27 protein-coding genes are annotated in these 24,514 nt (G+C 45.3%); 8 read left to right on the top strand and 19 right to left on the bottom strand.

The annotated features are described in order from the left end of the window. Positions 1-18: 18 nt before the first annotated feature. The 3 genes from FD967_RS00505 to FD967_RS00495 form a co-directional block, all read right to left on the bottom strand. Positions 19-4,764, bottom strand: coding sequence for a glutamate synthase-related protein (locus FD967_RS00505; RefSeq protein ID WP_215326146.1), 4,746 nt, complete (start codon positions 4,762-4,764; stop codon positions 19-21). Between the two features lie 193 nt (positions 4,765-4,957). Continuing rightward, positions 4,958-5,662, bottom strand: coding sequence for a transposase (locus FD967_RS00500; protein ID WP_215326145.1), 705 nt, complete (start codon positions 5,660-5,662; stop codon positions 4,958-4,960). A 12-nt stretch (positions 5,663-5,674) separates the two neighbouring features. Beyond that, the gene (locus tag FD967_RS00495) at positions 5,675-8,011 is read right to left on the bottom strand and encodes a penicillin-binding protein 1A (protein ID WP_215326144.1); all 2,337 of its coding nucleotides are present in this window, start codon (positions 8,009-8,011) and stop codon (positions 5,675-5,677) included. A 138-nt stretch (positions 8,012-8,149) separates the two neighbouring features. Here FD967_RS00495 and FD967_RS00490 point away from each other — a divergent pair, with 138 nt between their 5' ends. The 4 genes from FD967_RS00490 to aroB all read left to right on the top strand — a co-directional run bounded on the left by FD967_RS00490 (position 8,150) and on the right by aroB (position 11,576). Next, the gene (locus tag FD967_RS00490) at positions 8,150-8,830 is read left to right on the top strand and encodes a type VI secretion system transmembrane protein TssO (protein WP_215326143.1); all 681 of its coding nucleotides are present in this window, start codon (positions 8,150-8,152) and stop codon (positions 8,828-8,830) included. A 182-nt stretch (positions 8,831-9,012) separates the two neighbouring features. Continuing rightward, positions 9,013-9,948, top strand: coding sequence for a secretin and TonB N-terminal domain-containing protein (locus FD967_RS00485; protein WP_215326141.1), 936 nt, complete (start codon positions 9,013-9,015; stop codon positions 9,946-9,948). Between the two features lie 12 nt (positions 9,949-9,960). Further along, complete coding sequence (locus FD967_RS00480) at positions 9,961-10,485, top strand: shikimate kinase (RefSeq protein ID WP_305848864.1); 525 nt, start codon at positions 9,961-9,963, stop codon at positions 10,483-10,485. Positions 10,486-10,493: 8 nt separating this feature from the next. Next, complete coding sequence (gene aroB / locus FD967_RS00475) at positions 10,494-11,576, top strand: 3-dehydroquinate synthase (RefSeq protein WP_215326139.1); 1,083 nt, start codon at positions 10,494-10,496, stop codon at positions 11,574-11,576. A gap of 13 nt (positions 11,577-11,589) precedes the next feature. On the opposite strand, the gene cyaY is transcribed toward aroB, so the two are convergent. Further along, a complete protein-coding gene (gene cyaY, locus FD967_RS00470) occupies positions 11,590-12,018 on the bottom strand; it encodes an iron donor protein CyaY (protein WP_251369048.1) in 429 nt (142 codons plus the stop codon). Between the two features lie 2 nt (positions 12,019-12,020). Here cyaY and FD967_RS00465 point away from each other — a divergent pair, with 2 nt between their 5' ends. Together FD967_RS00465 and lysA are read left to right on the top strand one after the other, a co-directional pair. After that, on the top strand, positions 12,021-12,212 hold the full coding sequence (locus FD967_RS00465; RefSeq protein WP_215305644.1) for a lipoprotein: 192 nt from the start codon (positions 12,021-12,023) through the stop codon (positions 12,210-12,212). Next, entirely contained in the window at positions 12,209-13,507 is a 1,299-nt protein-coding gene (lysA, locus tag FD967_RS00460; RefSeq protein WP_215326138.1) for a diaminopimelate decarboxylase, read from the top strand. The genes FD967_RS00465 and lysA overlap by 4 nt, the downstream gene beginning before the upstream one ends. A gap of 92 nt (positions 13,508-13,599) precedes the next feature. On the opposite strand, the gene FD967_RS00455 is transcribed toward lysA, so the two are convergent. Continuing rightward, entirely contained in the window at positions 13,600-14,325 is a 726-nt protein-coding gene (locus FD967_RS00455; protein WP_215326137.1) for a cytochrome c, read from the bottom strand. A gap of 114 nt (positions 14,326-14,439) precedes the next feature. On the opposite strand from FD967_RS00455, the gene yihA reads away from it, so the two are divergent. Together yihA and hemB are read left to right on the top strand one after the other, a co-directional pair. Then, complete coding sequence (gene yihA / locus FD967_RS00450; RefSeq protein WP_215326136.1) at positions 14,440-15,105, top strand: ribosome biogenesis GTP-binding protein YihA/YsxC; 666 nt, start codon at positions 14,440-14,442, stop codon at positions 15,103-15,105. Then, positions 15,089-16,108, top strand: a complete 1,020-nt coding sequence (gene hemB / locus FD967_RS00445) for a porphobilinogen synthase (protein ID WP_251369047.1) — start codon at positions 15,089-15,091, stop codon at positions 16,106-16,108. The genes yihA and hemB overlap by 17 nt, the downstream gene beginning before the upstream one ends. 51 nt (positions 16,109-16,159) lie before the next feature. On the opposite strand, the gene dsbD is transcribed toward hemB, so the two are convergent. From dsbD to rplR, 14 genes are all read right to left on the bottom strand, one after another. Then, positions 16,160-17,833 (bottom strand): protein-disulfide reductase DsbD, encoded by a 1,674-nt coding sequence (dsbD, locus tag FD967_RS00440; protein ID WP_215326135.1) that lies wholly within the window; start codon positions 17,831-17,833, stop codon positions 16,160-16,162. Between the two features lie 4 nt (positions 17,834-17,837). Beyond that, on the bottom strand, positions 17,838-18,170 hold the full coding sequence (cutA, locus tag FD967_RS00435) for a divalent-cation tolerance protein CutA (RefSeq protein WP_215326134.1): 333 nt from the start codon (positions 18,168-18,170) through the stop codon (positions 17,838-17,840). A 68-nt stretch (positions 18,171-18,238) separates the two neighbouring features. Beyond that, positions 18,239-18,631 (bottom strand): 50S ribosomal protein L17, encoded by a 393-nt coding sequence (gene rplQ, locus FD967_RS00430; protein WP_215326133.1) that lies wholly within the window; start codon positions 18,629-18,631, stop codon positions 18,239-18,241. Positions 18,632-18,647: 16 nt separating this feature from the next. Beyond that, on the bottom strand, positions 18,648-19,628 hold the full coding sequence (gene rpoA / locus FD967_RS00425; protein WP_015420255.1) for a DNA-directed RNA polymerase subunit alpha: 981 nt from the start codon (positions 19,626-19,628) through the stop codon (positions 18,648-18,650). A 23-nt stretch (positions 19,629-19,651) separates the two neighbouring features. Next, on the bottom strand, positions 19,652-20,275 hold the full coding sequence (gene rpsD, locus FD967_RS00420; RefSeq protein WP_173959392.1) for a 30S ribosomal protein S4: 624 nt from the start codon (positions 20,273-20,275) through the stop codon (positions 19,652-19,654). A 115-nt stretch (positions 20,276-20,390) separates the two neighbouring features. After that, complete coding sequence (gene rpsK / locus FD967_RS00415; protein WP_088525623.1) at positions 20,391-20,798, bottom strand: 30S ribosomal protein S11; 408 nt, start codon at positions 20,796-20,798, stop codon at positions 20,391-20,393. An 18-nt stretch (positions 20,799-20,816) separates the two neighbouring features. Next, the gene (gene rpsM, locus FD967_RS00410; RefSeq protein ID WP_015420253.1) at positions 20,817-21,182 is read right to left on the bottom strand and encodes a 30S ribosomal protein S13; all 366 of its coding nucleotides are present in this window, start codon (positions 21,180-21,182) and stop codon (positions 20,817-20,819) included. Between the two features lie 24 nt (positions 21,183-21,206). Then, the gene (gene rpmJ / locus FD967_RS00405; protein ID WP_012357167.1) at positions 21,207-21,323 is read right to left on the bottom strand and encodes a 50S ribosomal protein L36; all 117 of its coding nucleotides are present in this window, start codon (positions 21,321-21,323) and stop codon (positions 21,207-21,209) included. 35 nt (positions 21,324-21,358) lie between these two features. Continuing rightward, positions 21,359-21,577, bottom strand: coding sequence for a translation initiation factor IF-1 (infA, locus tag FD967_RS00400; protein ID WP_015420252.1), 219 nt, complete (start codon positions 21,575-21,577; stop codon positions 21,359-21,361). Positions 21,578-21,581: 4 nt separating this feature from the next. After that, a complete protein-coding gene (gene secY / locus FD967_RS00395) occupies positions 21,582-22,919 on the bottom strand; it encodes a preprotein translocase subunit SecY (RefSeq protein WP_215326132.1) in 1,338 nt (445 codons plus the stop codon). 17 nt (positions 22,920-22,936) lie between these two features. After that, positions 22,937-23,377, bottom strand: coding sequence for a 50S ribosomal protein L15 (gene rplO / locus FD967_RS00390; protein ID WP_215308693.1), 441 nt, complete (start codon positions 23,375-23,377; stop codon positions 22,937-22,939). Positions 23,378-23,404: 27 nt separating this feature from the next. Continuing rightward, a complete protein-coding gene (gene rpmD, locus FD967_RS00385; RefSeq protein ID WP_046329387.1) occupies positions 23,405-23,593 on the bottom strand; it encodes a 50S ribosomal protein L30 in 189 nt (62 codons plus the stop codon). A 24-nt stretch (positions 23,594-23,617) separates the two neighbouring features. Continuing rightward, complete coding sequence (gene rpsE / locus FD967_RS00380) at positions 23,618-24,136, bottom strand: 30S ribosomal protein S5 (protein ID WP_015420248.1); 519 nt, start codon at positions 24,134-24,136, stop codon at positions 23,618-23,620. Between the two features lie 19 nt (positions 24,137-24,155). Continuing rightward, on the bottom strand, positions 24,156-24,509 hold the full coding sequence (gene rplR, locus FD967_RS00375) for a 50S ribosomal protein L18 (RefSeq protein ID WP_215326130.1): 354 nt from the start codon (positions 24,507-24,509) through the stop codon (positions 24,156-24,158). Between the last annotated feature and the right edge of the window lie 5 nt (positions 24,510-24,514).

The raw sequence follows: 24,514 nt of genomic DNA, 5'->3' as shown, positions 1-24,514 counted from the left end.
TCTTAATATCTTTGTTAATTAAGCAGCAACAGTTTTGTTTTGGGCTTTTTCCCACAACTCGCCTAAAGCACGTTTGTACTCCGTAGGAAGTACCTTCACAAAACGACCACGGGCATTTTCCCAATCAGCTAAGAGTGCTTTAGCGCGCTCAGAACCAGTGTGACGGAAATGACGCTCGATCAAGCCCTTCAGAATTTGCTCATCAGTCATGCGCTCACCACCATCCTTCACGTCAATAGGGGCATGCCACTGTGACTGAGGCATCTTGGCAATCTGCTCAGCAGAAGGCAATACTTTTTCCAAAGTTGCCATACTGGTATTGCAGCGCTTCTCAAAGAGACCATCTTCGTCATAGACATAAGCAATACCACCGCTCATACCGGCTGCAAAGTTACGGCCAGTTGCACCCAGCACAGCTACAGTGCCACCCGTCATGTATTCACAACCGTGATCGCCAGTACCTTCAACAACCGTTGTGGCACCAGAGTTACGAACTGCGAAACGCTCGCCAGCCACACCGTTAAAGAATGCTTCACCGCCGATTGCACCATAGAGAACAGTATTACCAACAATGATGTTCTTGGCAGTATCGCCACGGAATTCATGTGGAGCACGCACAATTACGCGTCCACCGGATAAGCCTTTACCAACGTAGTCATTACCGTCACCAACTAAATCCAAAGTAATGCCGCGCGCCAAGAAGGCGGCGAAACTTTGACCGGCAGTGCCATTCAATTGAATATGAATCGTGTCATCAGGCAATCCAGCATGGCCATAACGCTGAGCAATTTCTCCGGAGAGCATTGCACCAACAGTACGGTTCACGTTCTTCACGGGAACAATGAAGGAGACTTTTTCACCACTCTGTAATGCGGGCTCACTCTTCTCGATCAGAATGTTATCCAACGCACTACCTAAGCCATGCTCTTGAGTCAGGATCTGGTAGCGGGGAGTATCTTTAGGAACATTAGGCTCAGCAAAAATCTTACTGAAATCCAAGCCATGTACTTTCCAGTTTTCAATACCCTTACGGGTATCTAAGAGATCAACACGACCGATCAAATCATCAAACTGACGAATGCCGAGTTGAGCCATGATCTCGCGCGCTTCTTCAGCAATAAAGAAGAAGAAGTTCACAACGTGCTCTGGCTTACCAGAGAACTTTTTACGCAATTCAGGATCTTGTGTAGCAACACCAACTGGGCAGGTATTCAAATGGCACTTACGCATCATGATGCAACCTTCTACAACCAATGGCGCTGTTGCAAAACCAAACTCATCCGCACCCAATAATGCACCGATCACGACATCACGACCAGTTTTCATTTGGCCATCGGCTTGTACACGAATACGGCTACGCAGACCATTGAGTACTAATGTTTGTTGAGTTTCAGCCAGGCCTAATTCCCATGGGGAACCAGCGTGCTTAATAGAAGACAGTGGTGATGCGCCTGTACCGCCGTCATGGCCAGCGATCACAACGTGATCTGCTTTGGCTTTGGCAACACCGGCGGCAATCGTACCAACACCGACTTCAGATACTAATTTCACAGAGACATCAGCAGCAGGGTTCACGTTCTTCAGATCATGAATCAACTGAGCGATATCTTCAATAGAGTAAATATCATGGTGTGGAGGAGGAGAAATCAAACCAACGCCTGGCACGGAGAAGCGCAGCTTACCGATGTAATCGGAAACTTTACCACCAGGCAATTGACCACCTTCACCAGGCTTAGCACCTTGAGCCATCTTGATCTGAATTTGATCAGCAGAGCGCAGATATTCAGTAGTCACTCCGAAACGACCGGAGGCAACCTGCTTAATTCTAGAGCGCAATGAATCACCATCTAACAAAGGAATGTTTGCTTCAACAACATCGTCACCCAAAATACTTGCTAGGGTTTCACCCTTCTTGATTGGAATGCCTTTGAGTTCATTCACATAACGGTTTGGATCTTCGCCGCCCTCACCCGTATTGGACTTACCGCCAATCCGGTTCATCGCAATTGCCAAAGTAGCATGCGCTTCGGTAGAGATCGATCCTAAAGACATCGCACCCGTTGCAAAACGTTTGACGATTTCTTTTGCAGGCTCTACTTCGTCCAATGGAATCGCTTTAACTGGATCAATCTTGAACTCAAACAAACCACGCAAGGTCATCTGACGCTTAGTTTGGTCATTAATCAGATTGGCATACTCTTTATAAGTTTGATAGCCCTTATCGATACCAGCACGGGTAGAGTGCTGCAACTTCGCAATCGTATCCGGAGTCCACATATGGTCCTCACCACGAATGCGGAAGGCGTATTCACCACCAGCTTCGAGCATGTTGGTCAAAACAGGATCATTACTGAATGCAGACTGGTGCATACGCAAAGCTTCTTCAGCTACTTCAAATACACCGATACCACCCACGTTGGATGGAGTACCTTTAAAGTAATGATCAATCACATCCTTATTTAAACCAATCGCTTCAAAAATCTGGGAACCGGTGTAAGACATGTAAGTAGAGATACCCATTTTGGACATGACTTTTTGCAAGCCCTTACCAACCGCTTTCACAAAATTCTTGACCGCTTTTTCTGCTGACAAATCGCCCGATAAACCTTTGGCCATCTCCGCCAAAGTTTCCATTGCCAGGTACGGATGAACTGCTTCAGCACCATAACCAGCTAAGAGTGCGAAATGATGTGTCTCACGCGCGCTACCGGTTTCAACTACGAGGCCAACGCTAGTACGCAAACCTTTTTCAACCAAATGTTGATGAATTGCTGAAGTTGCCAACAATGCTGGAATAGCCACATGCTGCTCATCAACCTGGCGATCGCTCACGATCAAGATGTTGTAACCAGAGCGTACGGCATCGGCAGCTTCCGCACACAAGGATGCTAAGCGAGCCTCAATGCCATCCTTGCCCCAGGATGCTGGATAACAAATATCTAACTCATATGAACGGAACTTACCGTTGGTATAGTGGCCGATATGACGGATCTTAGCCATATCGTTGAAATCTAAGATCGGTTGATTTACTTCCAAACGCATTGGCGGGTTGATATTGTTGGTGTCCAACAAATTCGGCTTAGGCCCAATAAAGGACACTAAAGACATCACCATGTTTTCACGAATAGAGTCAATCGGCGGATTAGTCACTTGCGCAAACAATTGCTTGAAATAGTTATAAAGTGGCTTATTCTTATTGGAGAGCACGGCTAATGGGCTATCGTTACCCATTGATCCAATTGCCTCTTCGCCATTCATAGCCATCGGTGCCATGAGGTACTTGATGTCCTCTTGGGTATAACCAAAAGCTTGTTGGCGATCTAATAGCTTTGCAGCTGGTCGAATAGTATTTTTTTCATCCACTAAATCTGCCTTGCTGGCATCGACTTCATCAAGCTTCACACGCACGGCATCGATCCAACTCTTGTATGGCTTGGCTTTAGAGACGGCATCTTTCAATTCCACGTCATCAATAATGCGGCCCTGCTCCATATCAATCATGAACATCTTGCCCGGTTGCAAGCGCCATTTTTGAACGATCTTACTTTCTGGAATTGGCAGAACACCAGCCTCAGAGCCCATGATGACTAAGTCATCATCTGTTACGTAATAACGCGCTGGACGTAAACCATTGCGGTCTAAGGTAGCGCCAATCTGGCGGCCATCTGTAAAGGCCATAGCTGCTGGGCCATCCCATGGCTCCATCATTGCGGCGTGGTACTCATAGAATGCGCGACGGTTTTCATCCATCAATGCGTGCTGTTCCCATGCTTCTGGAATCATCATCATCATTGCTTGTGCCAATGGATAACCTGACATGACTAATAACTCTAAACAGTTATCAAAAGAGGCTGTATCAGATTGACCTGGATAGATTAGTGGCCATAATTTTTTAAGATCATCACCAAGTACTGGGGAGCTGATTGCTCCCTCTCGTGCATTGACCCAGTTGACGTTACCTTTAACAGTATTGATCTCACCGTTGTGCGCAATCATGCGATATGGGTGTGCCAACTCCCAAGCTGGGAAAGTATTTGTAGAGAAACGCTGATGCACTAATGCCAACGCAGAAACCGTACGTGAGTCTTGTAAGTCTTTGTAGTACGCACCCACTTGGTTTGCTAACAATAAACCCTTGTAAACAATGGTGCGAGCAGACATCGATGCAACAAAATATTCTTTGCCGTGTTTTAAATGTAAATCCTGAATTGCGTGACTCGCGGTCTTGCGGATGACATATAACTTACGCTCAAGCGCGTCGGTAGTCATGATGTCGCGGCCGCGACCAATAAATATCTGACGTATGAATGGCTCTGTCATTTGTACTGTTGGAGACATTGGCAGCTTTACGTCAACAGGAACATCCCTCCAACCCAAAACAACTTGGCCCTCTAGGCGAACTGTGCGCTCTAGCTCTTGTTCACAAGCTAAACGCGATGCCTGTTCTTTTGGCAGGAAAATCATACCAACGCCGTATTCACCAAATGGCGGTAAATCAATACCTTGCTTTGCCATCTCTTCGCGGTACAAGGTATCCGGCACTTGGATCAAAATTCCTGCGCCGTCACCCATTAGCGGATCAGCGCCAACTGCGCCCCGGTGATCTAAGTTCTCAAGAATTTGCAATCCTTGAGCAACGATCTCATGTGACTTCTTGCCCTTGATGTGGGCGACGAATCCTACGCCGCAAGCATCATGCTCATTTTGTGGATCGTAAAGACCCTGCGCGATTGGACGAAGGCCTGTATTCATATGTGTAGTCATAGTATTTCCGCTTGCCCTAAGGGTCTGATTACTTTTGGAGGATCTAATATAGGGGAATACCCATATTGAAGCAATAGAAATAAAATAACTCTGTCCCATTTAAATTAGGGATAAGCTAAAGTGAATCTTTATAAAAGGGACAGAGTAATAATATAAAGACGATAAGGCTTGAGACAATCGTCCTAATTAATACCTAACCTATTGAATTAGTTGAAATTAATTTTTTAGGTCGCCCACGGCGCCGTATTAATGCCTGCTCAGGATTGTCTTTAAACAGCTTTTTTGCATAAATATCACTTATCCACGGCTTAGATCTCACCAGAGCCTCGGTAATTTGGCGATCTTCCCAGTGAGGAGCACCCTCTTTCAGAAATGCTGCCCAAGTCATTTGCCTCTCAAAAGGAGTATTACCCAAGCTCCAAAAGTGCTGGTGGTCAACTAACCAAGGCTCTGCATTGTCTCCAATGTGGGAAGCAAAACTAGTCCAAGTGGAAGCCTGTGGGCTTGACTCAAAACCAGACCTTACAGGATTGAGTTCAATGAAGCGTTGGCAGCGTAAAAAATACTCTGGATCTATTAAGGAGGAACGATAGCGTCCCTCCCAAATCGTTCCCGACCTTTGCTGTTGTTGATTGAAATACTGGGCATAACGCCTGCCTAGAGATTGCATTGTTTTTGCAAGCGAATCGCTATTTTGGGGCGTCATTAAGAGATGTACATGATTTGGCATCAAGGCAAATGCATGCACTGCACAGCCGAATTGTTTTGCTGCCTCTCGTAACCAATCTAAATATATACGGCGATCAGCATCATCAAAAAAAAGTATTTCTCGATTATTGCCGCGGACCATGACATGCATCGCTTGACCGGGAATGATGGTGCGCGCTTGCCTTGCCATTACAAAAACGAACTACTGTAGTTCGCGCACACCGCCGTTATTAGAAAACTCAGGGATAAACCAATCGCCATCAACTTGGGTAACGCCCGCAGGCACTTCGCGTGCTTGTTGCGGCTCATCCCTCAAGGCAGTACTCATATAAGAAATCCACATTGGTAAAGCGAGACCTCCACCAGTTTCACGATCACCCAAACTTGCAGGTTTATCAAAGCCAATCCAAGCAATTGCAACTACCTTCGGGGTATATCCCGCAAACCAAGCATCGTGCGACTCATTGGTGGTGCCTGTTTTACCGGCGATATCATTCCGGCCTAATTTCGCTCTCGCACTGGCTGCAGTACCGGTTTTCGTAACTTCTTGCAACATACTGTCAATCACAAAAGTAGTTCTTGCATCTAACACGCGGGGAGCATCTTCGCGCGCATGAGTAGGCTTGGCCTCAAACAGTACCACGCCTTTTGAGTCCGTCATCTTATTAATTAAGTAGGGATCTACACGATAGCCCCCATTAGCAAAAACACTGTATGCAGACGCCATTTGCAAAGGTGTAACAGATCCTGCGCCCAAAGCCATTGTCAAATAAGGTGGGTGTTTCTCCGCTTCAAACCCAAAACGTTGAATATAGTCTTGAGCATAAGATGGCCCGATAGCACGTATTAATCGCACTGAAACCAAATTTTTTGATTTTGCTAAAGCAGTGCGTAAGCGCATTAAACCTTCATACTTGCCATCGTAGTTCTTTGGTTCCCAAGCTTGACTTCCTGTTTCCATGCTGCCAATAGATAGCGGGGCATCATTGACCATCGTACTTGGAGAAAAACCTTTCTCGATCGCAGCAGCATAAATAAATGGCTTGAAAGACGAACCCGGTTGGCGTTGAGCCTGAGTGACGTGATTAAATTTATTTCGACGGAAATCAAAGCCCCCCACTAAAGAAAGAATCGCGCCCGTCTCGGCATTCATTGAAACAAAGGCAGCTTCAACTTGAGGTAACTGCGCCAACTTCCAAACCCCACCGTCCGAAAGTAACCTAACGATCGCACCAGGACGCAAACGTTTTTTTGGTTGAGTGCTATCAGTTAAAGCGGCGGCGGCAAGCTTCATACTCTCACCCTTGATGGTGATCGTATCCCCAGTTGCAATCATGACCTGCATTTCTTTTGGCTTGATATCGAGAACAACGCCGGACTGTAAATCATCTAATTGCGGATAAGCCAATAAAGCTTCGTCAATTGCACGTTGACGCTTCACTATATCTTCTGGCAAATCAATGAACCCCTCGGGACCACGATATGCGTGACGTAAGTCGTACTCAAAAATACCGCGACGTACTGCTTTATATGCAGCATCTTGGTCCGCCTTCAAGATCGTGGTGTATACATCTATTCCCTGCGAATAGATTGCCTCGCCATATTGTGTAATCAGGAGCTGACGAACCATCTCAGCAGGAAAATCTGCGCGAGTACTAAATTCATTGCCAAGACCACGGATATGTAAGTCTTCAGCCATTGCGATTTGATATTGTTCGGGAGTGATATACGATAAATCACGCATGCGCTGCAAAATATATTCTTGTCGAATTTTGGCGCGCCGAAAATTGCTCACCGGGTTATATGCCGATGGTGCTTTTGGCAAGCCGGCTAACATCGCTGATTCAGCGATCGTAATGTCTCTTAGCTCTTTACCAAAGTAGATTTGGGCTGCACTAGAAAATCCATAAGCTCTTTGCCCCAAAAAGATCTGATTCATATAAATCTCAAGAATCTTGTCTTTACTTAATTGGGACTCAATTTCCCAGGCTAAGAGAACCTCGTAAATCTTACGACTAAAAGTTTTCTCATTGCTAAGGAAAAAGTTCCGTGCCACCTGCATTGTGATGGTTGACGCACCTTGGGAAAGGTTGCCGCGTAAATTGGTGAGCGTAGCTCTCAGGATACCCACGTAATCCACTCCACCATGAGAGTAAAAGCGATCATCTTCAATGGCTAAAACTGCATTACGCATATTCATTGGGATTTCGTTTAAAGGAATTACCTTACGGCGCTCCTCCCCAAACTCACCTATCAAAACTTTATCGGCCGTATAGATACGCAATGGTGTTTTGGGGTTGTAATCAATCAAGGCCGAAATCTTCGGGAGATTCGGCTTTGCTACTAAGAAGGCATATCCCATTAACAAAGTAAGCACTACTGCAAAAAACATGCTAATAATCAGGAGCGCTTTGATGAGCGGATTGCTTCCGGATTTATTCGGCGAGAATGATTCTCCTCTTGGCTGACCGGGACGTCTATCAGGTTGTCGTTTAAACCGCCCGTTTAATGGCGGCTTGTCTTTTGGGGGTAGAGCCATAGTTCAAATTATAGGATGCTTACGTAATTCACCCTCCAGGGTCAAAACCTCTCATTTAAATGCCCGCTTAGTACTTTTCTGACGCTCAATTCCGCCTTCCCTGATCGCTTTTCCCATCTCTGAGAAGAACAATATGGCATGCCACCACGCCATATTTCCCCCCAGTCTTTTGATGACATTTTGAGTGAGCTGGGAGACGACCCCGCCATTCCAGATCCCCACGGAATTCGTAAAACCGCCTCTCCACCCAGGATGGATGCTTCACCCCAAACGAAGACTCCAAAGCCCTCTTTTTCGACTAAAACATTCGAGGTGAAATGGCTTAATTTGAGTCCGATTTGGATCTTTGGTAGCACCTTATTACTCTGCGGGGTTAGCCTCTTTTTTTTCTTTGAATCCAGTAAGTCTGGGTCTGAACAGGAAATAAATACGCTTCAACGCCAATTATTAGCCCTCAAAGAAGAATTGGAATCCTCTCAAAATGAATGGCATTCTGAGCGAGAAGATTTATATGAAGTAATAGATGAAATAGAAGTGAGTATTCACTCAATTAATACAAAACCACTAACTCAAGCAACTCAAAGTAAGCCTACCGCTATCCCGTATGAAGCAGAGCTTCGTCGCTGGAGGTATTTAGGTATCACTCGTATGGGGGCTTTAGAGCAGGCTTTTTTTCATACCGGCCAGTCTACGAAGATGGTGGGCAAAGGGGATCTGGCTTTAGGGGAATGGCACCTGACTCAAGCCGAAAAAGAGCTGGCTATCTTGACTCATCCCAAAGGTAAATCCATCACCTTTAAATCCACCAACTCAGAGTGACTCTATTGAAGATCATACATAAATCCCGCGCCACCTTACCCCCCTTGATACTGGTTTTTTTACTTAATTCAGCCCTAGGAAATCTCCCTGAAACCAGCCCTACAAGCGCCCTTAAAGATAATCGCATTAGCCTTCAATTTAGCCAAATTGAAGTAACTGAACTTTTGCAGGTTTTAGCCAAAATGGGAAATACCAATTTTCTCCTCAGCGAATCTATTCAAGGCAAAATCTCGGTCGACCTCAAGGACACTCCCTGGCAAACTGCTCTCCATTCCATACTTGCTAGCCGAGGATTGCGCCTTGTCCGTAATGGCGATATTTACTGGATTGGTCCTCATGCAGAAATTCAAAGCTTTCAAAAATTTCGTCGGGAGGATGCTGCCCTACCTTTTGGGGGTGATCATATTAATAGCCCACGCCAGATCCTCATAGAGGCTCGCATCGTCGAAGCTGATCAGCGCTTTGCCCGAGAATTGGGCATCAAGTTGGGGTATCAAGCCAATGGCATTGGAAATCAGCCAGACCAAAACGCTAGCGCAAACCTTGATCTGGCAGGAACCGGCTTAGCCGGCTTTAATCCAGCCACATTGGCTGCCACCTTAGTTTCTAAGAATGCGGCCCGACTCTTGCAAATGGAGCTCTCAGCACTGGAGTCTGATGGCCAGGGCAAGATTCTCTCGAACCCCCGCATCATGACTGGCGATCAGGTTAAAGCCACGATTGAGCAGGGAACTGAACTACCCTACCAAGTCAGCTCTCAAAGCGGGAGCAAATTGCAGTTTCGCAAAGCTAATTTACGCCTAGAGGTTTTGCCCAAGATTCATCCGGATGGAAAGATCTCGATGTTAGTGGGGATCAATAAAGACACCATTGGCATGAAAACTGAACAGGGCTATGCAATTGACACCAAAAATCTCAGCTCTGAGGTCACCGTTGAAAATGGGGGTACGGCCATTATTGGAGGCATCTTTCAAACCACCGAACGCGATGACGAGATCAAAGTTCCACTCCTAGGGGATATTCCATTGATAGGGCATTTATTTCGCCATAAATCCAAATTGGCAGACAAAACTGAACTATTAGTCTTCTTAACCCCCACCGTGCTGGACAAACACTAATAAAATCACAGGGTGAACTCTTCATCCAACAATATCTTTCTAATTGGCCTCATGGGCGCTGGGAAGTCGACCGTAGGTAAATTACTAGCCAAGAAGTTAGGGCGTCGATTTCTAGATGCTGATCATGTGATTGAAGATCGTTGTGGAGTCAAGATTCCCGTCATCTTCGAAATGGAAGGTGAAGATGGATTTCGCAAGCGTGAGGCTCAGGTAATCAAAGACATCACAGCCGAACATGATGTCATTTTGGCTACTGGTGGTGGCGCTGTACTCCTGCCTGAGAATCGCCAATTCCTCAGTGAAAGAGGGGCGGTAATTTACCTCCACGCTAACCCTATGGAGTTATGGCATCGCACTAAAGGTGGTGAAGGTCGGCCACTCCTAAAAAATGGTGATGCAAAAAAGATTCTAGAAAACCTTTACGCTATTCGCGATCCCCTGTATCGCGAAATTGCTGACTTCGTTATTGAGACTGGAAAACCCAGCGTCAATCAGTTAGTCAACACCTTAATCATGCAACTCGAACTCTCCGCATAAATTTATCCATGAAAACATTAGAAGTTGATCTAGGCAATCGTAGCTACCCCATTCATATCGGCATAGATTTAATAGATCAGCCAAAATTATTTAACGCCTGCGAAAAGGCGACATCTATTTATATCGTTACCAATACGACTGTTTCCCCTTTATATGCAGATCGTCTCACTAAGACTTTAGAGAAACTAGGTAAGCCCGTTAGAACGATTGTACTGCCTGACGGAGAGTCTTATAAGGACTGGAAAAATCTCCAACTGATTTTTGATGACCTCCTCAAGTATGGAGCTGATCGTCAAACCATGTTGGTGGCTTTAGGTGGTGGTGTTATTGGAGACATGACTGGCTTTGCTGCTGCTAGTTTTATGCGCGGCATTCGCTTCATTCAAGTCCCAACAACCTTATTAGCTCAGGTGGACTCCTCCGTTGGCGGCAAGACGGGCATTAACCATCCACTCGGGAAAAATATGATCGGAGCGTTTCATCAGCCAGTAGCGGTGATTGCTGATCTCAATACCTTAAAGACATTGCCTGCACGTGAACTGTCTGCAGGCCTAGCTGAAGTAGTTAAGCATGGTGCGATTGCAGATGCTGAGTTCTTAAGTTGGATTGAAGTAAATGCAAAAGCTTTACTAGCCTGCGACACCACTGCAATGGCGCATGCGGTCTTACGCTCTTGCGAAATTAAATCAGCCGTAGTGTCAGCCGATGAAAGAGAAGGTGGTATTCGTGCCACATTGAATTTCGGGCATACCTTTGGTCATGCAATTGAAGCGGGTATGGGCTATGGCGAGTGGTTGCATGGTGAAGCTGTTGGCTGCGGTATGGTCATGGGTGCAGACCTCTCAAGACGCCTGAACTTTATCACTCAAGATGAGGTCAACCGTCTAACTCAAATCATTCAATCCATGAATCTGCCGATAGCACCGCCCAAGTTTGGCGCACAGCGATATATGGAATTAATGCAGGTAGATAAAAAGACTGAAGGCGGACAAATTCGCTATGTCGTTTTAGAAAAGATTGGCAAAGCCCAAATTCAGAGCGTTCCCGATGCTCAGGTCATAGAGACCCTAACAGCGACCGGAGCAATTTAATTTCCTGGCTTACTTATCTCTGCAGAAGACCAATAGTGATCGCCTGGCCAGCTTGAGCACTGGCAAATTCTGATAAGTCGCCTAGTAGTTCGTGCCCAGTTTTAGTATCCAACCACAGTGGGGAGGCTAAGGTACCCGCCCAACGATAGTGATAACCGCCAGATTTAGCTGCTACCCAAATCTCGTGCAAAGGGGGCTGGGTGTTGACCACAATCACACTGCGATCTCTAAACCGAATATTGATCACGTTTCCACCCTGGCGCTCCACATCTAGATCGAGGTCTAGAGCATCGTCTGCGGCTTCTAGGGCCACCTCTATGGACTCCAATAAATTACTGCCCAAATGATGAAATTGCTTATCGTCAATCGCTTCTACAGTTAAATCGCCTGGCTTCATATTAGAGTCCTGCATGCTATATTCAATCATTCGTTTTAGAGACATTCATGATAGCGATTCTTAAAAGAACTCTTGGCATTAGCCTTCTAATATCCCTTGTTGGATGTGGGGTTAGAGGTCCCTTATATTTGCCAAATGTGCCGCCAGCACCCAGTCCTCCTGCTGAGCCAGAGCCCAAAGGCAAGCTCTACCCACCCCAAAGCCCCGTTACAACTAACCCATCACCGGCCAAGCAATGACAAGTAAAGTGACTCCACTCCCCAACTTAGCTGGATTTACAGAACGAAATGGTACTTGGTATGCAGAGGAAATTCCGTTATCAGATTTGGCAAAAGAATTTGGCACACCCCTCTATGTCTATAGCAAAAAAGCATTAACCGAGGCTTACCAGGCCTACGACAAAGCTTGTATTGATTCCTCTGGCAAAAGACGAGCTCGCGTTCACTATGCGATGAAGGCGAATAGCAATTTAGCGGTGATTGATTGTTTTAAAAAATTAGGCTCAGGCTTTGACTTGGTCAGCGGTGGTGAATTAGCGCGCGCCCTTGCTGTTGGCGCAGATCCAAAAAGCTTCGTATTTGCAGGTGTTGGTAAGTCTGCTCATGAAATTGAGCAAGCCTTGAAAGCTGGTGTTAAGTGCATCAACGTAGAGTCGATTGCAGAGCTCCACCAAATTAATCGGGTTGCCACTAAGCTCAATTGCCGCGCCCCAATTTCCCTACGAGTGAATCCCGATGTAGATGCGCAAACGCATCCTTACATTTCCACTGGATTAAAAGGCAATAAATTTGGTATTGCTTATCATGAGGTTTTAAAAACATATCGTGAAGCTGCCTTACTGTCACAAATTGATGTGGTTGGTATTGACTGTCATATTGGCTCGCAAATCACAAACACTTCACCCTATCTTGACGCGCTTGATAAAGTGCTTGAGCTAGTTACTCAATTAAAAAAAGAAGGTATTGAGATCCACCATCTTGATTTAGGTGGAGGTCTTGGTATTTCTTACGGTGACGACAATCCACCTGATATTACTGAGTTCACCAACACCTTACTCAATCGCGTTGCTGAACGTGGTTTTGGGCATCTTGATATCGTTTTAGAGCCTGGTAGATCGTTGGTGGGTAATGCTGGCGTGCTCTTGACCCAAGTGGAATATCTCAAGCCTGGTACTGAGAAAAACTTTTGCATTGTGGATGCAGCAATGACAGAGTTGATGCGCCCAGCGCTCTACGAGGCTTATCATGCGATTGTTCCAGTTCAAACTAAACAGGTTACAAGCTCTACTTATGACGTTGTCGGACCCGTATGTGAATCTGGTGACTGGCTTGGAAGAGATCGTCAGCTTGCGGTTGAAGAAGGTGACCTGCTAGCCATTCTGTCTGCTGGTGCTTATGGCTTTGTGATGGCATCTAATTACAACACCAGACCAAAACCCGCAGAGATCATGGTTGATGGTAAGAACGCCTATGTCATTCGTGCACGTGAAAATATTGCCGATCTCTTTGCTAGTGAAACCACCTTGCCAAATTAATATTGCTATTGAATTAACTTCTCTAAGTAAATTCCAGGCAATAAAAAACCCCGCGACATCAGCGGGGTTTTTGTTTTTCTACTGAACGTAAATTAATGCAAGCCTGCCATGTAATCAGAAACAGCTTTCATCTCTTGATCAGAAAGTTTCGTAGCAATTGTTGTCATCTGAGTACTATTTTTACGAGTACCTTCACGGAAATTGACTAACTGATTGTAGGAATATTCAGCCCACTGTCCACCTTGGCGTGGATATTGCGCAGGAATGCCTGCACCGTTGGGACTATGGCAGCCAGCACAGGCTGGAACACCCTTTGATGCAATACCGCCACCATAAATACTCTTACCCAATGCAATAGTATCTTTACTTTGGGAGACACCTTGCGATGGAGCCTGCTGAGACAGGAAAGTGCCAATATTGATCATATCTTGCTCATTTAAAGGCATAGACATGCCCATCATGATGGCATTCACTCTGGTGCCTTCTTTAAAATTCTTCAACTGTTTTGCTGTGTATGCAGCATGCTGAGCAGACAACTTGGGCCAAGTGGCTACAGCGCTCTGACCTTTAGGGCCATGACATGTAATACAGGCTACAACTCCGCGAGTGGCATCTCCAGAGTTATAGAGTGATTCACCAGCAGCCGCATCAACCTTTGGCTTAGCTGGAACCGCAGCCTTTGCCTCTGCAGCCGGAGCCATGGGTGCTGGATCAGCAGCAAAAGCTTGTGGCGCAAGACCGCTTAGAGCGAAAATAGACAGAACTGCAAAGCCAGCACGTAAGCTAGTTAATTTGGAGATTTGAGGGGTTTGACGCATTATGTTTACCTTGGCAAAAATTCTTAAAAATGTTTGGGCCCTTCCTTTTACAACTTTCACCCAACATTATGAAATATTTCATGATTTTGCGTGATTTTACAATAGCTTCTGGACATGTCTAAACTCTTTCAAGCCCGCTTCGCGACCACAGTCAATGACACCCATTGTCTACCTGCCACTCCACTCCGAGAGGTAGCCTTTGCTGGGCGCTCAAATGCGGGTAAATCCAGCGCAATTAATGTGCTTTGTAACCAAAAACGCCTTGCTTTTGCCAGTAAAACACCTGGGCGTACCCAGCACATCAACTATTTTGGCCTTTTTGCAAAAGACGATCTTTTGGCCTATCTGGTGGATTTACCCGGGTATGGCTATGCTGCCGTCAATCATGAGACTAAATACCACTGGAATGCCCTTCTCAGCGATTATCTGCAAGAGCGGGAGCAACTGGTAGGCATGGTGCTGATTGTGGACTCTAGGCGGGGCATTACCGAACTGGACGAGCAAATGATTCAGTGGTTTGTCCCTACCGGTAAACCAATCCATATTTTGCTCAGTAAGTGCGACAAGCTCAATAAAAGTGAATGTAAGCATGCCTTAGAAGCGGTACGCAAACAATTACAACAATATGATCCAGCGCTACCTGATGGCAATGGTGATTCCAAGAAACTTACGGCACAATTATTCTCAAGCACCAAGCGCATTGGCCTTGAAGAGGCCGACAATATTGTTATTCAATGGTTATTTGCAGCGGAGACTCAAGAAGATGAAATCACAAGCTAACTCTATATTGAGCTTTCCGGCTCATCGCCCTCGTCGTATGCGACGTGATGATTGGTCACGTCGCCTCATGCAAGAAAATCATCTCAGCACAAATGACCTAATCTATCCAGTATTTTTACTTGAAGGCACAAATCAATCTCAAGCTGTTGCTTCCATGCCTGGGGTTAATCGTGTATCACTCGATTTACTTTTTAGCGTTGCGCAAGAATGTGTCTCCTTAGGCATTCCCGTTCTAGCACTCTTTCCGGTGATTGATGCATCTCTAAAAACACCTGACGGCAAAGAAGCTTTCAATCCGAATGGCTTAGTTCCAAACGCAGTACGTGAGCTAAAGAAACGCTTTCCTAATTTGGGCATCATGACCGATGTGGCGCTTGACCCTTACACAAGCCATGGTCAAGATGGCATCCTGGATGATCAAGGTCGCATCCTGAATGATGAGACTACGGCAATCTTAGTGCAGCAATCTATTGCTCAAGCACAAGCTGGCGTTGATATCGTTGCACCATCAGACATGATGGATGGCCGTATCGGAAAAATTCGCGAAGCCTTAGAGCAAAAAAATCTGATTCATACCCGCATCATGGCTTATTCCGCTAAATATGCGTCTGCTTTTTATGGCCCATTTCGTGATGCAGTAGGTTCAGCAAAAAATCTAGGCAAAGCAGATAAAAAAACCTACCAAATGGATTGCGCCAATACTGATGAGGCTTTGCGGGAGGTTGCTCTTGATATTAGCGAAGGTGCTGATATGGTGATGGTCAAACCTGGTATGCCCTACCTAGATATCGTTCGCAGAGTGCGCGATGAATTTAACTACCCGACTTATGTCTATCAAGTAAGTGGCGAATACGCCATGCTTAAAGCTGCTGCGCAAAATGGTTGGCTTGATCATGATGCTGTGATGATGGAATCGTTGCTCGCATTTAAGCGTGCTGGTGCCGATGGCATCTTGACTTATTTTGCACTTGAAGCTGCACGCCTCTTAAAAGCAAATAAATAATTATCTAAGCGTGAATGAATGGGTTCTATACCCATTCATATTTCGGTTAAATTAATTTTCCAGTACTTTTTTCAAGCGCTCAACAAAACGTTGTGGTGGCATATAGCCAATTACTCGTTGATCTTTTAATTCTTCTGAGTTGAGATCAAAAATCAAAATTCCTGGTGGCCCGAATAATCCAAAGCGTTTCAATAAAGCCTGATTCTCAGGACTGTTTTTTGTTACGTCGGCCTGCAGTAAAACAAATTTCTGTAACTCTTCATTCACTTCAGGATTAGCAAACGTGCTGACCTCCATCTCCTTACAAGAGATGCACCAGTCTGCATAAAAATCTAAGAGTACTAGTTTCTTTTGTTCTTTTGCTTTGGATAAAAATTGGTTTAACTGCGCACTTGAGTCAATCAGGGCAAAACTAGCTGCCCCAATCTGATGTTGGCGCTGACCATTGACCATCGTCTTGCCCGCCTCGTTACTACCACTTTGCAACAGCGGGGATGCAATCCAGGCTGCGGTTGCTACCAACAAAACACCTAATGTTCTTTGTAGCCAGACCATCCAAATGCCAGTGGATGGGATTAAGATGCGAGCCTCAATGGCAATAAAGAGGAGTGGCAACCCCATACCTAGAGCCATTACAAAAAGTAGTCCTGCCCCCAAACTCATTGAACCTGTTTGAGCAATAAAAGCGAGCACTCCAGCTAAGGGAGCGGTAATACAAGGGCTGGCAACTAATGTAGAAATTCCACCTAAAGCAAAGGCGCCCGCAAAACTACCACCCTTGTGACGCCCCGCTAATTGATCCACCTTTTGCTGCCATGAGTGGGGCATTTTGAGCTCGTACAGTCCGAATAGACTCCCTGATAAGGCTAGCAGCAGCAATGCAAACCCAATCAGCGCTATGGGGCTTTGTAGGGCTCTTTGAACGCTACCGCCTAGCGCAGCCATCAAGACCCCCGCTAATGCGTAGACGCAAGCCATTCCAAGCACATAGGCCGCTGCTAAGAGGCTTGCACGACCCTTTGCAATGGAATGCTTACCCTGCGTTCCAAACACGATGCTCGACAAAATAGGCAACATGGGAAGTACGCAAGGTGTAAAAGCTAAAGCCAAGCCCAGTATGAAGAAGGCCAAGAATAGATATGCTGTGGGCGTGCTCTCTAAAAAGCGACTAATGGCATTAACATCATCACGCTCACGCCAGACATCCATCAAACTCAATGCATTTTTAGAATCCTTGCTTGACTCAACTCCATCCAATACTTCAGGTATCGGCCGTGCCTTCACTCCGGGACCCGAAAGTAAAAATTTTAGCGTCATTGGTGGATAACAAATTCCCGCCTCGGCGCAACCCTGTAATTCCAATTCTAGATAGAGTGGCTTTCCTGTTTCAGCTTTTTTATCTAGCGTAATAAGAAATGTCTGCTTATAAACCTGCATTTTCTTTTGGAAAGTCTCATCAAACTTTTCAATGCCAGCTGGTAATGAGGCCTTTACGGCCCTTAATTTATTGGGCTCAGAGCCTATCTTTAAATGCAGCGACTCCTGATAGATGTAGTAAGCCTTGGCTGGGAAAATCTCTACCTCGACATCATTTGTATTTGTTACCCATGACGCTTCAGCCTGAAATGCCTTTTCAGGTGGAAGGAATTCCGGTGCTGCAAATGCATTACTAATAACTACAAATAATGAAGCAATTAGAGGAATAAATTTACCAAGGAATCTCATAGAACTACTTTACCTCGGACTCCACCCATTTGCCATAATGCGCCTCGTATTTTTCAGGAGCATACGCAATTACCTCAGGTAAATTATAAGGGTGATGACTTTTTATGAAATTAGAAATATCAATCCATTTATCTGCAATTGTTTTTGCTGACAGTAGAACTTCCTTTCCATCACAAATCTTGCCATCCCACCGATAGATAGAATGAACTCCCTCTTGAATTTGTAAGCAGGCAGCTAATCGACTCTCAATTAGTTGATGCGCCATTTTCTTTGCATCCTCTAGCGATCCAAAAGTGGTGATAACAATTAGTAAATCAGTAGATTTATCAGGGGTCATTACGTATTTATAACCGTATAAATGAAAAAAGCCAGACCGAAGCCTGGCTTTAAATATTGCTAAAGGGCTTAAGCCACTTCAGCGACTGCTGTTTCTTCAACTTCCGGACGATCTACCAATTCAACCAGAGCCATAGGTGCATTGTCACCATGACGGAAGCCAAACTTCAAAATACGAAGATAGCCACCTGGACGAGTTGCGTAACGTGGTCCGAGCTCTGTGAAGAGTTTAGTCACGATATCGCGATCGCGTGTGCGATTGAATGCTAAGCGACGGTTTGCTAAGTTATCTTTTTTACCCAAGGTAATCAAAGGCTCAACCACCATGCGCAATTCTTTTGCTTTTGGCAAAGTGGTTTTAATCACTTCGTGCTCCAAAAGAGAATTGGACATGTTGCGCAGCATCGCCAAGCGATGTGATGATGTTCTATTTAGTTTGCGTAAGCCGTTTCCGTGACGCATGATGCTTCCTTTCTAATTATTTCTCGAGGTTAGCTGGAGGCCAGCTTTCGAGTTTCATGCCAAGACTTAAGCCACGGGCCGCTAATACATCTTTGATTTCATTCAAAGATTTACGACCTAAATTAGGCGTCTTCAACAATTCATTCTCTGTACGTTGAATTAAGTCACCGATGTAGTAAATGTTCTCAGCCTTCAAGCAGTTTGCAGAGCGCACTGTGAGTTCGAGATCATCAACCGGACGCATCAACATTGGATCAACCATTGAAGAGCGGCTTGGCGCGAGATCACCAGAAACTTCGCTGCTTTCGAGGGCTGCGAATACAACTAACTGATCAACCAAAATGGTAGCAGCTTGACGAATTGCCTCTTCAGGTGACAACACACCGTTTGTTTCGATTGTCATTACGAGACGATCGAGGTCGGTACGTTGCTCAACACGAGCAGACTCAACAGCGTAGCTAACACGGCTTACTGGGCTAAATGAGGCATCCAACACGATACGACCAATGATCTTGGTAGCTTCGTCATGGTATTGACGCATATTGCCAGGTACATAACCACGGCCTTTTTCAACCTTGATCTGCATATCTAACTTGCCACCAGCTGACAAGTGAGCGATGACGTGATCAGGATTGATGATTTCTACATCATGTGGCAAGTCAATATCTTTTGCTGTAACGACGCCTGGGCCTTCTTTACGCAAATTGATAGTCACTTCATCACGTGACTGCAACTTAAATACGATACCTTTGAGGTTCAACAAAAGGTTAACTACATCCTCTTGAACGCCATCTAATGTGGAGTATTCATGAACAACACCAGCAATTGCTACTTCAGTTGGCGCATAACCAACCATCGAGGACAACAAAACACGGCGCAATGCATTTCCGAGTGTGTGGCCATAGCCACGCTCGAACGGCTCCATAACAACCTTAGCTTGGTTGGCAGTAAGCGCTTCAACAGAAATAATTTTTGGCTTGAGCAAATTTGTTTGCATATTTTTTCCTTGAGAGTGCTTAATTAACGTGAATACAATTCGACGATCAAACTTTCATTAATTTCGCCGCTAATGTCTTCACGGTCAGGCACCTGCTTAAATGTTCCCTCCAGCTTGGCTGCGTCGACTGATACCCAGCCAACTGCTGCCATCTGCTGAACCAAATTGAGTGATTCTGTAATGCGTGTTTGCTTCTTCGCTTTTTCACGAATAGCAACTACATCACCAGGTTTGACCTGAATAGATGGAATATTTACTGGGCTACCATTGAGCAAAATTGCACAGTGGGAAACTAATTGACGCGCTTCAGCACGAGTAGAACCAAAGCCCATACGATAAACAACGTTATCTAGACGTGATTCCAACAACTGAAGTAATGTTGAGCCAGTATTACCCTTACGACGCTCAGCTTCAGCGAAATAACGACGGAACTGACGCTCTAAAATTCCGTACATACGTTTAACCTTTTGCTTTTCACGCAATTGATTACCGTAATCAGATGTTCTTGAGCCAGATGTACGGCCATGTTGACCAGGCTTAGTATCTAACTTGCACTTGTCTGACAGGGCGCGACGTGCGCTCTTTAAAAATAAATCGGTACCTTCCCGACGTGCTAATTTGGCCTTAGGCCCTAAGTAACGTGCCACGATGCTTTCCTTTCTTTGCCGCAGTCTTACGACTGACGGTGAGTTCACCCTTTAATTCAGATGAACAGTGGGCTTTAATAAAAACTACTAAACTGTTTACTGCCAACATCCAAGCTTAGATACGACGACGCTTAGGAGGACGGCAACCATTATGTGGAACTGGAGTTACGTCTTGAATCTCAGTGATCTTGATGCCTAAAGAGTTCAATGCACGAACTGCTGATTCACGACCTGGACCTGGGCCCTTGATCTGAACTTCCAAGTTCTTGATTCCGCATTCAACAGCAGCTTTACCTGCTACTTCTGCCGCTACCTGAGCAGCAAAAGGTGTTGATTTGCGAGAGCCCTTGAAGCCCTGACCACCAGATGTTGCCCATGAAAGCGCATTGCCTTGGCGATCAGTGATCGTAATAATGGTGTTATTAAAAGAAGCGTGAACGTGTGCAATACCGTCAGCAACGTTCTTTTTAACCTTCTTGCGTGTGCGCTGTGAAGCTGCAGAAGCGGATTGTTGTTTTGCCATGTCAATAAACTTTCTTGATTATTTCTTGAGTTGCACGCCAGACTTACGCGGGCCCTTGCGGGTACGCGCGTTAGTCTTAGTGCGTTGACCACGTACAGGCAAGCCCTTACGATGACGAACGCCGCGGTAGCAGCCTAAGTCCATCAAACGCTTGATGCTCATCGTTACTTCACGACGAAGGTCACCTTCAGTAATAAATTTACCTACTTCATCACGCAACTTTTCCAAGTCACCGTCAGTAAGATCTTTAACTTTTTTGTCGATAGCAACACCTGTGGTTTCACAAATTTTGCGAGCACGGGTAGTACCAATGCCAAAAATTGCTGTTAAACCGATAACAGTATGTTGATGATTTGGGATGTTTACCCCAGCGATACGTGCCATGAGATTTCCTCTTAATTAACCAGATCAGCCTTGACGCTGCTTGTGACGTGCGTCTGAAGAACAGATCACGCGAACAACGCGTTTGCGCTTAATGATCTTGCAATTTCTGCAAATACACTTAACGGATGCCAAAACTTTCATAACTCACCTCTAAAAAAATATGTACTTCTTAATCTTTACTTCGCTCGGAAAATGATTCTGGCGCGCGTCAGGTCGTAAGGAGTCATCTCCACCGTTACCTTATCTCCTGGCAGGATGCGGATGTAATGCATCCTCATCTTTCCAGAAATGTGCCCTAAAACCACATGTCCGTTCTCTAGCTTCACGCGAAACATTGCGTTCGGCAAATTCTCAATAATTTCTCCCGCCATCTGAATTACATCGTCTTTAGACATTCAGTTAAGCGCCCATCTTAAAGTTAGCTTTTTTCATCAAAGAACCATATTGTTGTTGCATTACGAATGACTGAACTTGAGCCATAAAATCCATTGCAACAACGACAATAATCAACAATGAAGTACCGCCAAAATAGAATGGCACGTTGTACTTCAACACTAAAAATTCTGGCAACAAGCAAACCAAAACCATATAAATTGCACCGGCCAATGTCAAACGAACTAAGATTTTGTCAATGTAACGACCTGTCTGATCACCCGGGCGAATACCTGGAACAAAGGCACCGCTCTTCTTCAAATTATCCGCAGTCTCACGGCTATTGAAAACCAAAGCTGTGTAGAAGAAGCAGAAGAAAATAATTGCTGCTGCATACAAAATTGTGTAGACAGGTTGACCTGGAGCTAATGTTGCTGCCAAGTCTTTAATGACTTTGCTAAACATGTTGCTTGGCTCGCCTGATGTAAACCAGCCAGCAATCGTTGCAGGGAACAAAATAATAGATGAAGCAAAAATTGGAGGAATAACTCCGGCCATATTTAACTTCAATGGGAAGTATGAAGATTGGCCGCCATATACCTTGTTACCAACTTGTCGCTTAGCGTAGTTCACTAAAATACGGCGCTGACCACGCTCTACAAAAACTACAAAATAAGTTACTGCAATACAAATCACTACGATCAGTAATGCAGACAGGATATTCATCGAACCGGTGCGAACTAATTCAAGTAAGCTGCCGATTGCGGTTGGCAGTCCAGAAACAATGCCGCCGAAAATAATGATGGATATGCCGTTACCAAGACCACGCTCAGTAATTTGCTCGCCAAGCCACATTAGGAACATAGTGCCAGTAACCAAAGTCACCACTGTGTTGAGCTCGAACATCAGACCAGGGTTAATAACCAAACCTGGTTGGGCTTGCAGTGCAACAGAGATACCTAAAGCCTGGAATGTTGCCAAAAGCACAGTTCCATAACGGGTGTACTGAGTAATCTTGCGCTGTCCTGCTTGGCCTTCTTTTTTTAAAGATTCTAGTGAAGGAATAACAATGGTCATTAACTGCATGATGATTGAGGCAGAGATGTACGGCATGATTCCTAAGGCAAATACTGTAAAGCGAGATAACGCACCGCCTGAGAACAGGTTGAACATTCCCAAGATGCCATCTTTTTGACCAGAGAACAATTGCGCCAATTGGTCTGGATCAATGCCTGGCACAGGAATATGCGCACCCAAACGGAACACGAGCAATGCCAAAACCAGGAATATCAAGCGTTGGCGTAATTCTCCAAACTTGCTTCCTGATTGAGCAATATTTGCTGCGTTGGTAGGTGCGAGTGCCATCGTTTACTTAAAGCTAATTAAACTAAGTCAACCAATTTGCCGCCAGCTGCTTCAATAGCTGCTTTTGCACCTGCAGTTGCAGTAATACCCTTGAGGGTTACAGCAATAGACAGTTCACCAGTCTTAATAACTTTTACTGAGTTGATCTGCTCACCAGCAAAACCATGAGCTCGCAAAACCAATAAGTCTACTTCTGGCAAGTTAATTTTTGCTAAGTCGTTCAAAGTGATTTGACCAACGTGACGACGTGTCAATGACACGAAACCGCGCTTAGGCAAACGACGATACATCGGCATCTGACCGCCCTCGAATCCAACTTTGTGGAATCCGCCTGAACGCGACTTCTGACCTTTGTGACCACGACCAGCTGTTTTTCCAAGACCAGAGCCGATACCGCGGCCTACGCGACGACGATTTTTATTGGAGCCTGGTGCTGGTTTGAGTGTATTGAGTTGCATATTCTTCGCCTATTTACTTGCTAGTTATTAGCCAACGACCTTAACTAGATAAGAAACTTTATTAATCATTCCGCGAACAGCTGGTGTATCTTCCAATTCTGAAACTGAATTGATACGACGCAGACCTAAGCCGCGAACAGTTGCACGATGGCTTTCGCGTGTGCCGATCAAGCTGCGTACTAATTGCAGTTTGACTTTAGAGTTAGTTGTTGTCATTTATAGATTCCTAATCTTTTGGTCTTAGCCGAGAATCTCTTCGACTGACTTACCGCGTTTAGCAGCAATTTCAGAAGGAGTGCTCATCTTGCTCAAGCCATCAATCGTTGCACGAACCATGTTGTAAGGGTTTGTTGAACCAAGTGATTTAGCAACCACGTTAGTTACACCCATTACATCGAAAATTGCGCGCATTGGGCCACCAGCGATAACGCCAGTACCATCTTTAGCTGGAGAAATCATCACGCGTGACGCGCCATGCTTGCCAATCACAGTGTGCTGCAAAGTACCTTTACGTAACGAGACTTTGATCATCTTGCGGCGTGCTTCATCCATTGCCTTTTGAACAGCAACTGGAACTTCTTTTGATTTGCCTTTGCCCATGCCGATACGACCATCGCCATCGCCAACTACAGTGAGTGCAGCGAAGCCGAGAATACGACCACCCTTAACCACTTTAGTTACACGATTAACAGCAATCATCTTCTCGCGAAGACCATCATCACGCTCTTCGTTTTGCATCTTGGTTTGCATTTTTGCCATGTCTTTTTCCTAAACCTTTTTAGAACTTCAGGCCGGCTTCACGCGCAGCTTCAGCTAAGGCCTTAATGCGGCCGTGATAACGATGCCCGGAACGATCAAAAGCAACATCAACAATGCCTGCCTTAACAGCACGCTCAGCAACTAACTTGCCGATTTGTTTAGCCGCTTCAGCGTTTCCGCCGTTTTTGATCGCTTGGCGCAAATCTTTTTCCATTGTTGAAGCAGCTGCTACAACCTTGGTTCCGCATGGGCTATAAACCTGCGCAGAAATATGTGCATTGCTACGGATAACTGTTAAGCGATTTGCCAATGCTTCGGCAATGCGAATACGAGTCTGCCTAGCACGTCTTTGTCTGGATTCGTCTTTATTCATTTTCT

This window comes from Polynucleobacter sp. JS-Mosq-20-D10 (assembly GCF_018687755.1).
Lineage (GTDB): Bacteria > Pseudomonadota > Gammaproteobacteria > Burkholderiales > Burkholderiaceae > Polynucleobacter.
This window is presented reverse-complemented; position numbering and strand designations above follow the sequence as displayed.

Excerpts from the sequence above, each read along its gene's own strand:
- FD967_RS00505 (WP_215326146.1), bottom strand. The coding sequence starts at position 4,764 with ATGACTACACATATGAATACAGGCCTTCGTCCAATCGCGCAGGGTCTT.
- FD967_RS00500 (WP_215326145.1), bottom strand. The coding sequence starts at position 5,662 with ATGGCAAGGCAAGCGCGCACCATCATTCCCGGTCAAGCGATGCATGTC.
- FD967_RS00495 (WP_215326144.1), bottom strand. The coding sequence starts at position 8,011 with ATGGCTCTACCCCCAAAAGACAAGCCGCCATTAAACGGGCGGTTTAAA.
- FD967_RS00490 (WP_215326143.1), top strand. The coding sequence starts at position 8,150 with ATGCCACCACGCCATATTTCCCCCCAGTCTTTTGATGACATTTTGAGT.
- FD967_RS00485 (WP_215326141.1), top strand. The coding sequence starts at position 9,013 with ATGGGAAATACCAATTTTCTCCTCAGCGAATCTATTCAAGGCAAAATC.
- aroB (WP_215326139.1), top strand. The coding sequence starts at position 10,494 with ATGAAAACATTAGAAGTTGATCTAGGCAATCGTAGCTACCCCATTCAT.
- cyaY (WP_251369048.1), bottom strand. The coding sequence starts at position 12,018 with ATGTCTCTAAAACGAATGATTGAATATAGCATGCAGGACTCTAATATG.
- FD967_RS00465 (WP_215305644.1), top strand. The coding sequence starts at position 12,021 with ATGATAGCGATTCTTAAAAGAACTCTTGGCATTAGCCTTCTAATATCC.
- lysA (WP_215326138.1), top strand. The coding sequence starts at position 12,209 with ATGACAAGTAAAGTGACTCCACTCCCCAACTTAGCTGGATTTACAGAA.
- FD967_RS00455 (WP_215326137.1), bottom strand. The coding sequence starts at position 14,325 with ATGCGTCAAACCCCTCAAATCTCCAAATTAACTAGCTTACGTGCTGGC.
- yihA (WP_215326136.1), top strand. The coding sequence starts at position 14,440 with ATGTCTAAACTCTTTCAAGCCCGCTTCGCGACCACAGTCAATGACACC.
- hemB (WP_251369047.1), top strand. The coding sequence starts at position 15,089 with ATGAAATCACAAGCTAACTCTATATTGAGCTTTCCGGCTCATCGCCCT.
- dsbD (WP_215326135.1), bottom strand. The coding sequence starts at position 17,833 with ATGAGATTCCTTGGTAAATTTATTCCTCTAATTGCTTCATTATTTGTA.
- cutA (WP_215326134.1), bottom strand. The coding sequence starts at position 18,170 with ATGACCCCTGATAAATCTACTGATTTACTAATTGTTATCACCACTTTT.
- rplQ (WP_215326133.1), bottom strand. The coding sequence starts at position 18,631 with ATGCGTCACGGAAACGGCTTACGCAAACTAAATAGAACATCATCACAT.
- rpoA (WP_015420255.1), bottom strand. The coding sequence starts at position 19,628 with ATGCAAACAAATTTGCTCAAGCCAAAAATTATTTCTGTTGAAGCGCTT.
- rpsK (WP_088525623.1), bottom strand. The coding sequence starts at position 20,798 with ATGGCAAAACAACAATCCGCTTCTGCAGCTTCACAGCGCACACGCAAG.
- rpsM (WP_015420253.1), bottom strand. The coding sequence starts at position 21,182 with ATGGCACGTATCGCTGGGGTAAACATCCCAAATCATCAACATACTGTT.
- rpmJ (WP_012357167.1), bottom strand. The coding sequence starts at position 21,323 with ATGAAAGTTTTGGCATCCGTTAAGTGTATTTGCAGAAATTGCAAGATC.
- infA (WP_015420252.1), bottom strand. The coding sequence starts at position 21,577 with ATGTCTAAAGACGATGTAATTCAGATGGCGGGAGAAATTATTGAGAAT.
- secY (WP_215326132.1), bottom strand. The coding sequence starts at position 22,919 with ATGGCACTCGCACCTACCAACGCAGCAAATATTGCTCAATCAGGAAGC.
- rplO (WP_215308693.1), bottom strand. The coding sequence starts at position 23,377 with ATGCAACTCAATACACTCAAACCAGCACCAGGCTCCAATAAAAATCGT.
- rpmD (WP_046329387.1), bottom strand. The coding sequence starts at position 23,593 with ATGACAACAACTAACTCTAAAGTCAAACTGCAATTAGTACGCAGCTTG.
- rpsE (WP_015420248.1), bottom strand. The coding sequence starts at position 24,136 with ATGGCAAAAATGCAAACCAAGATGCAAAACGAAGAGCGTGATGATGGT.
- rplR (WP_215326130.1), bottom strand. The coding sequence starts at position 24,509 with ATGAATAAAGACGAATCCAGACAAAGACGTGCTAGGCAGACTCGTATT.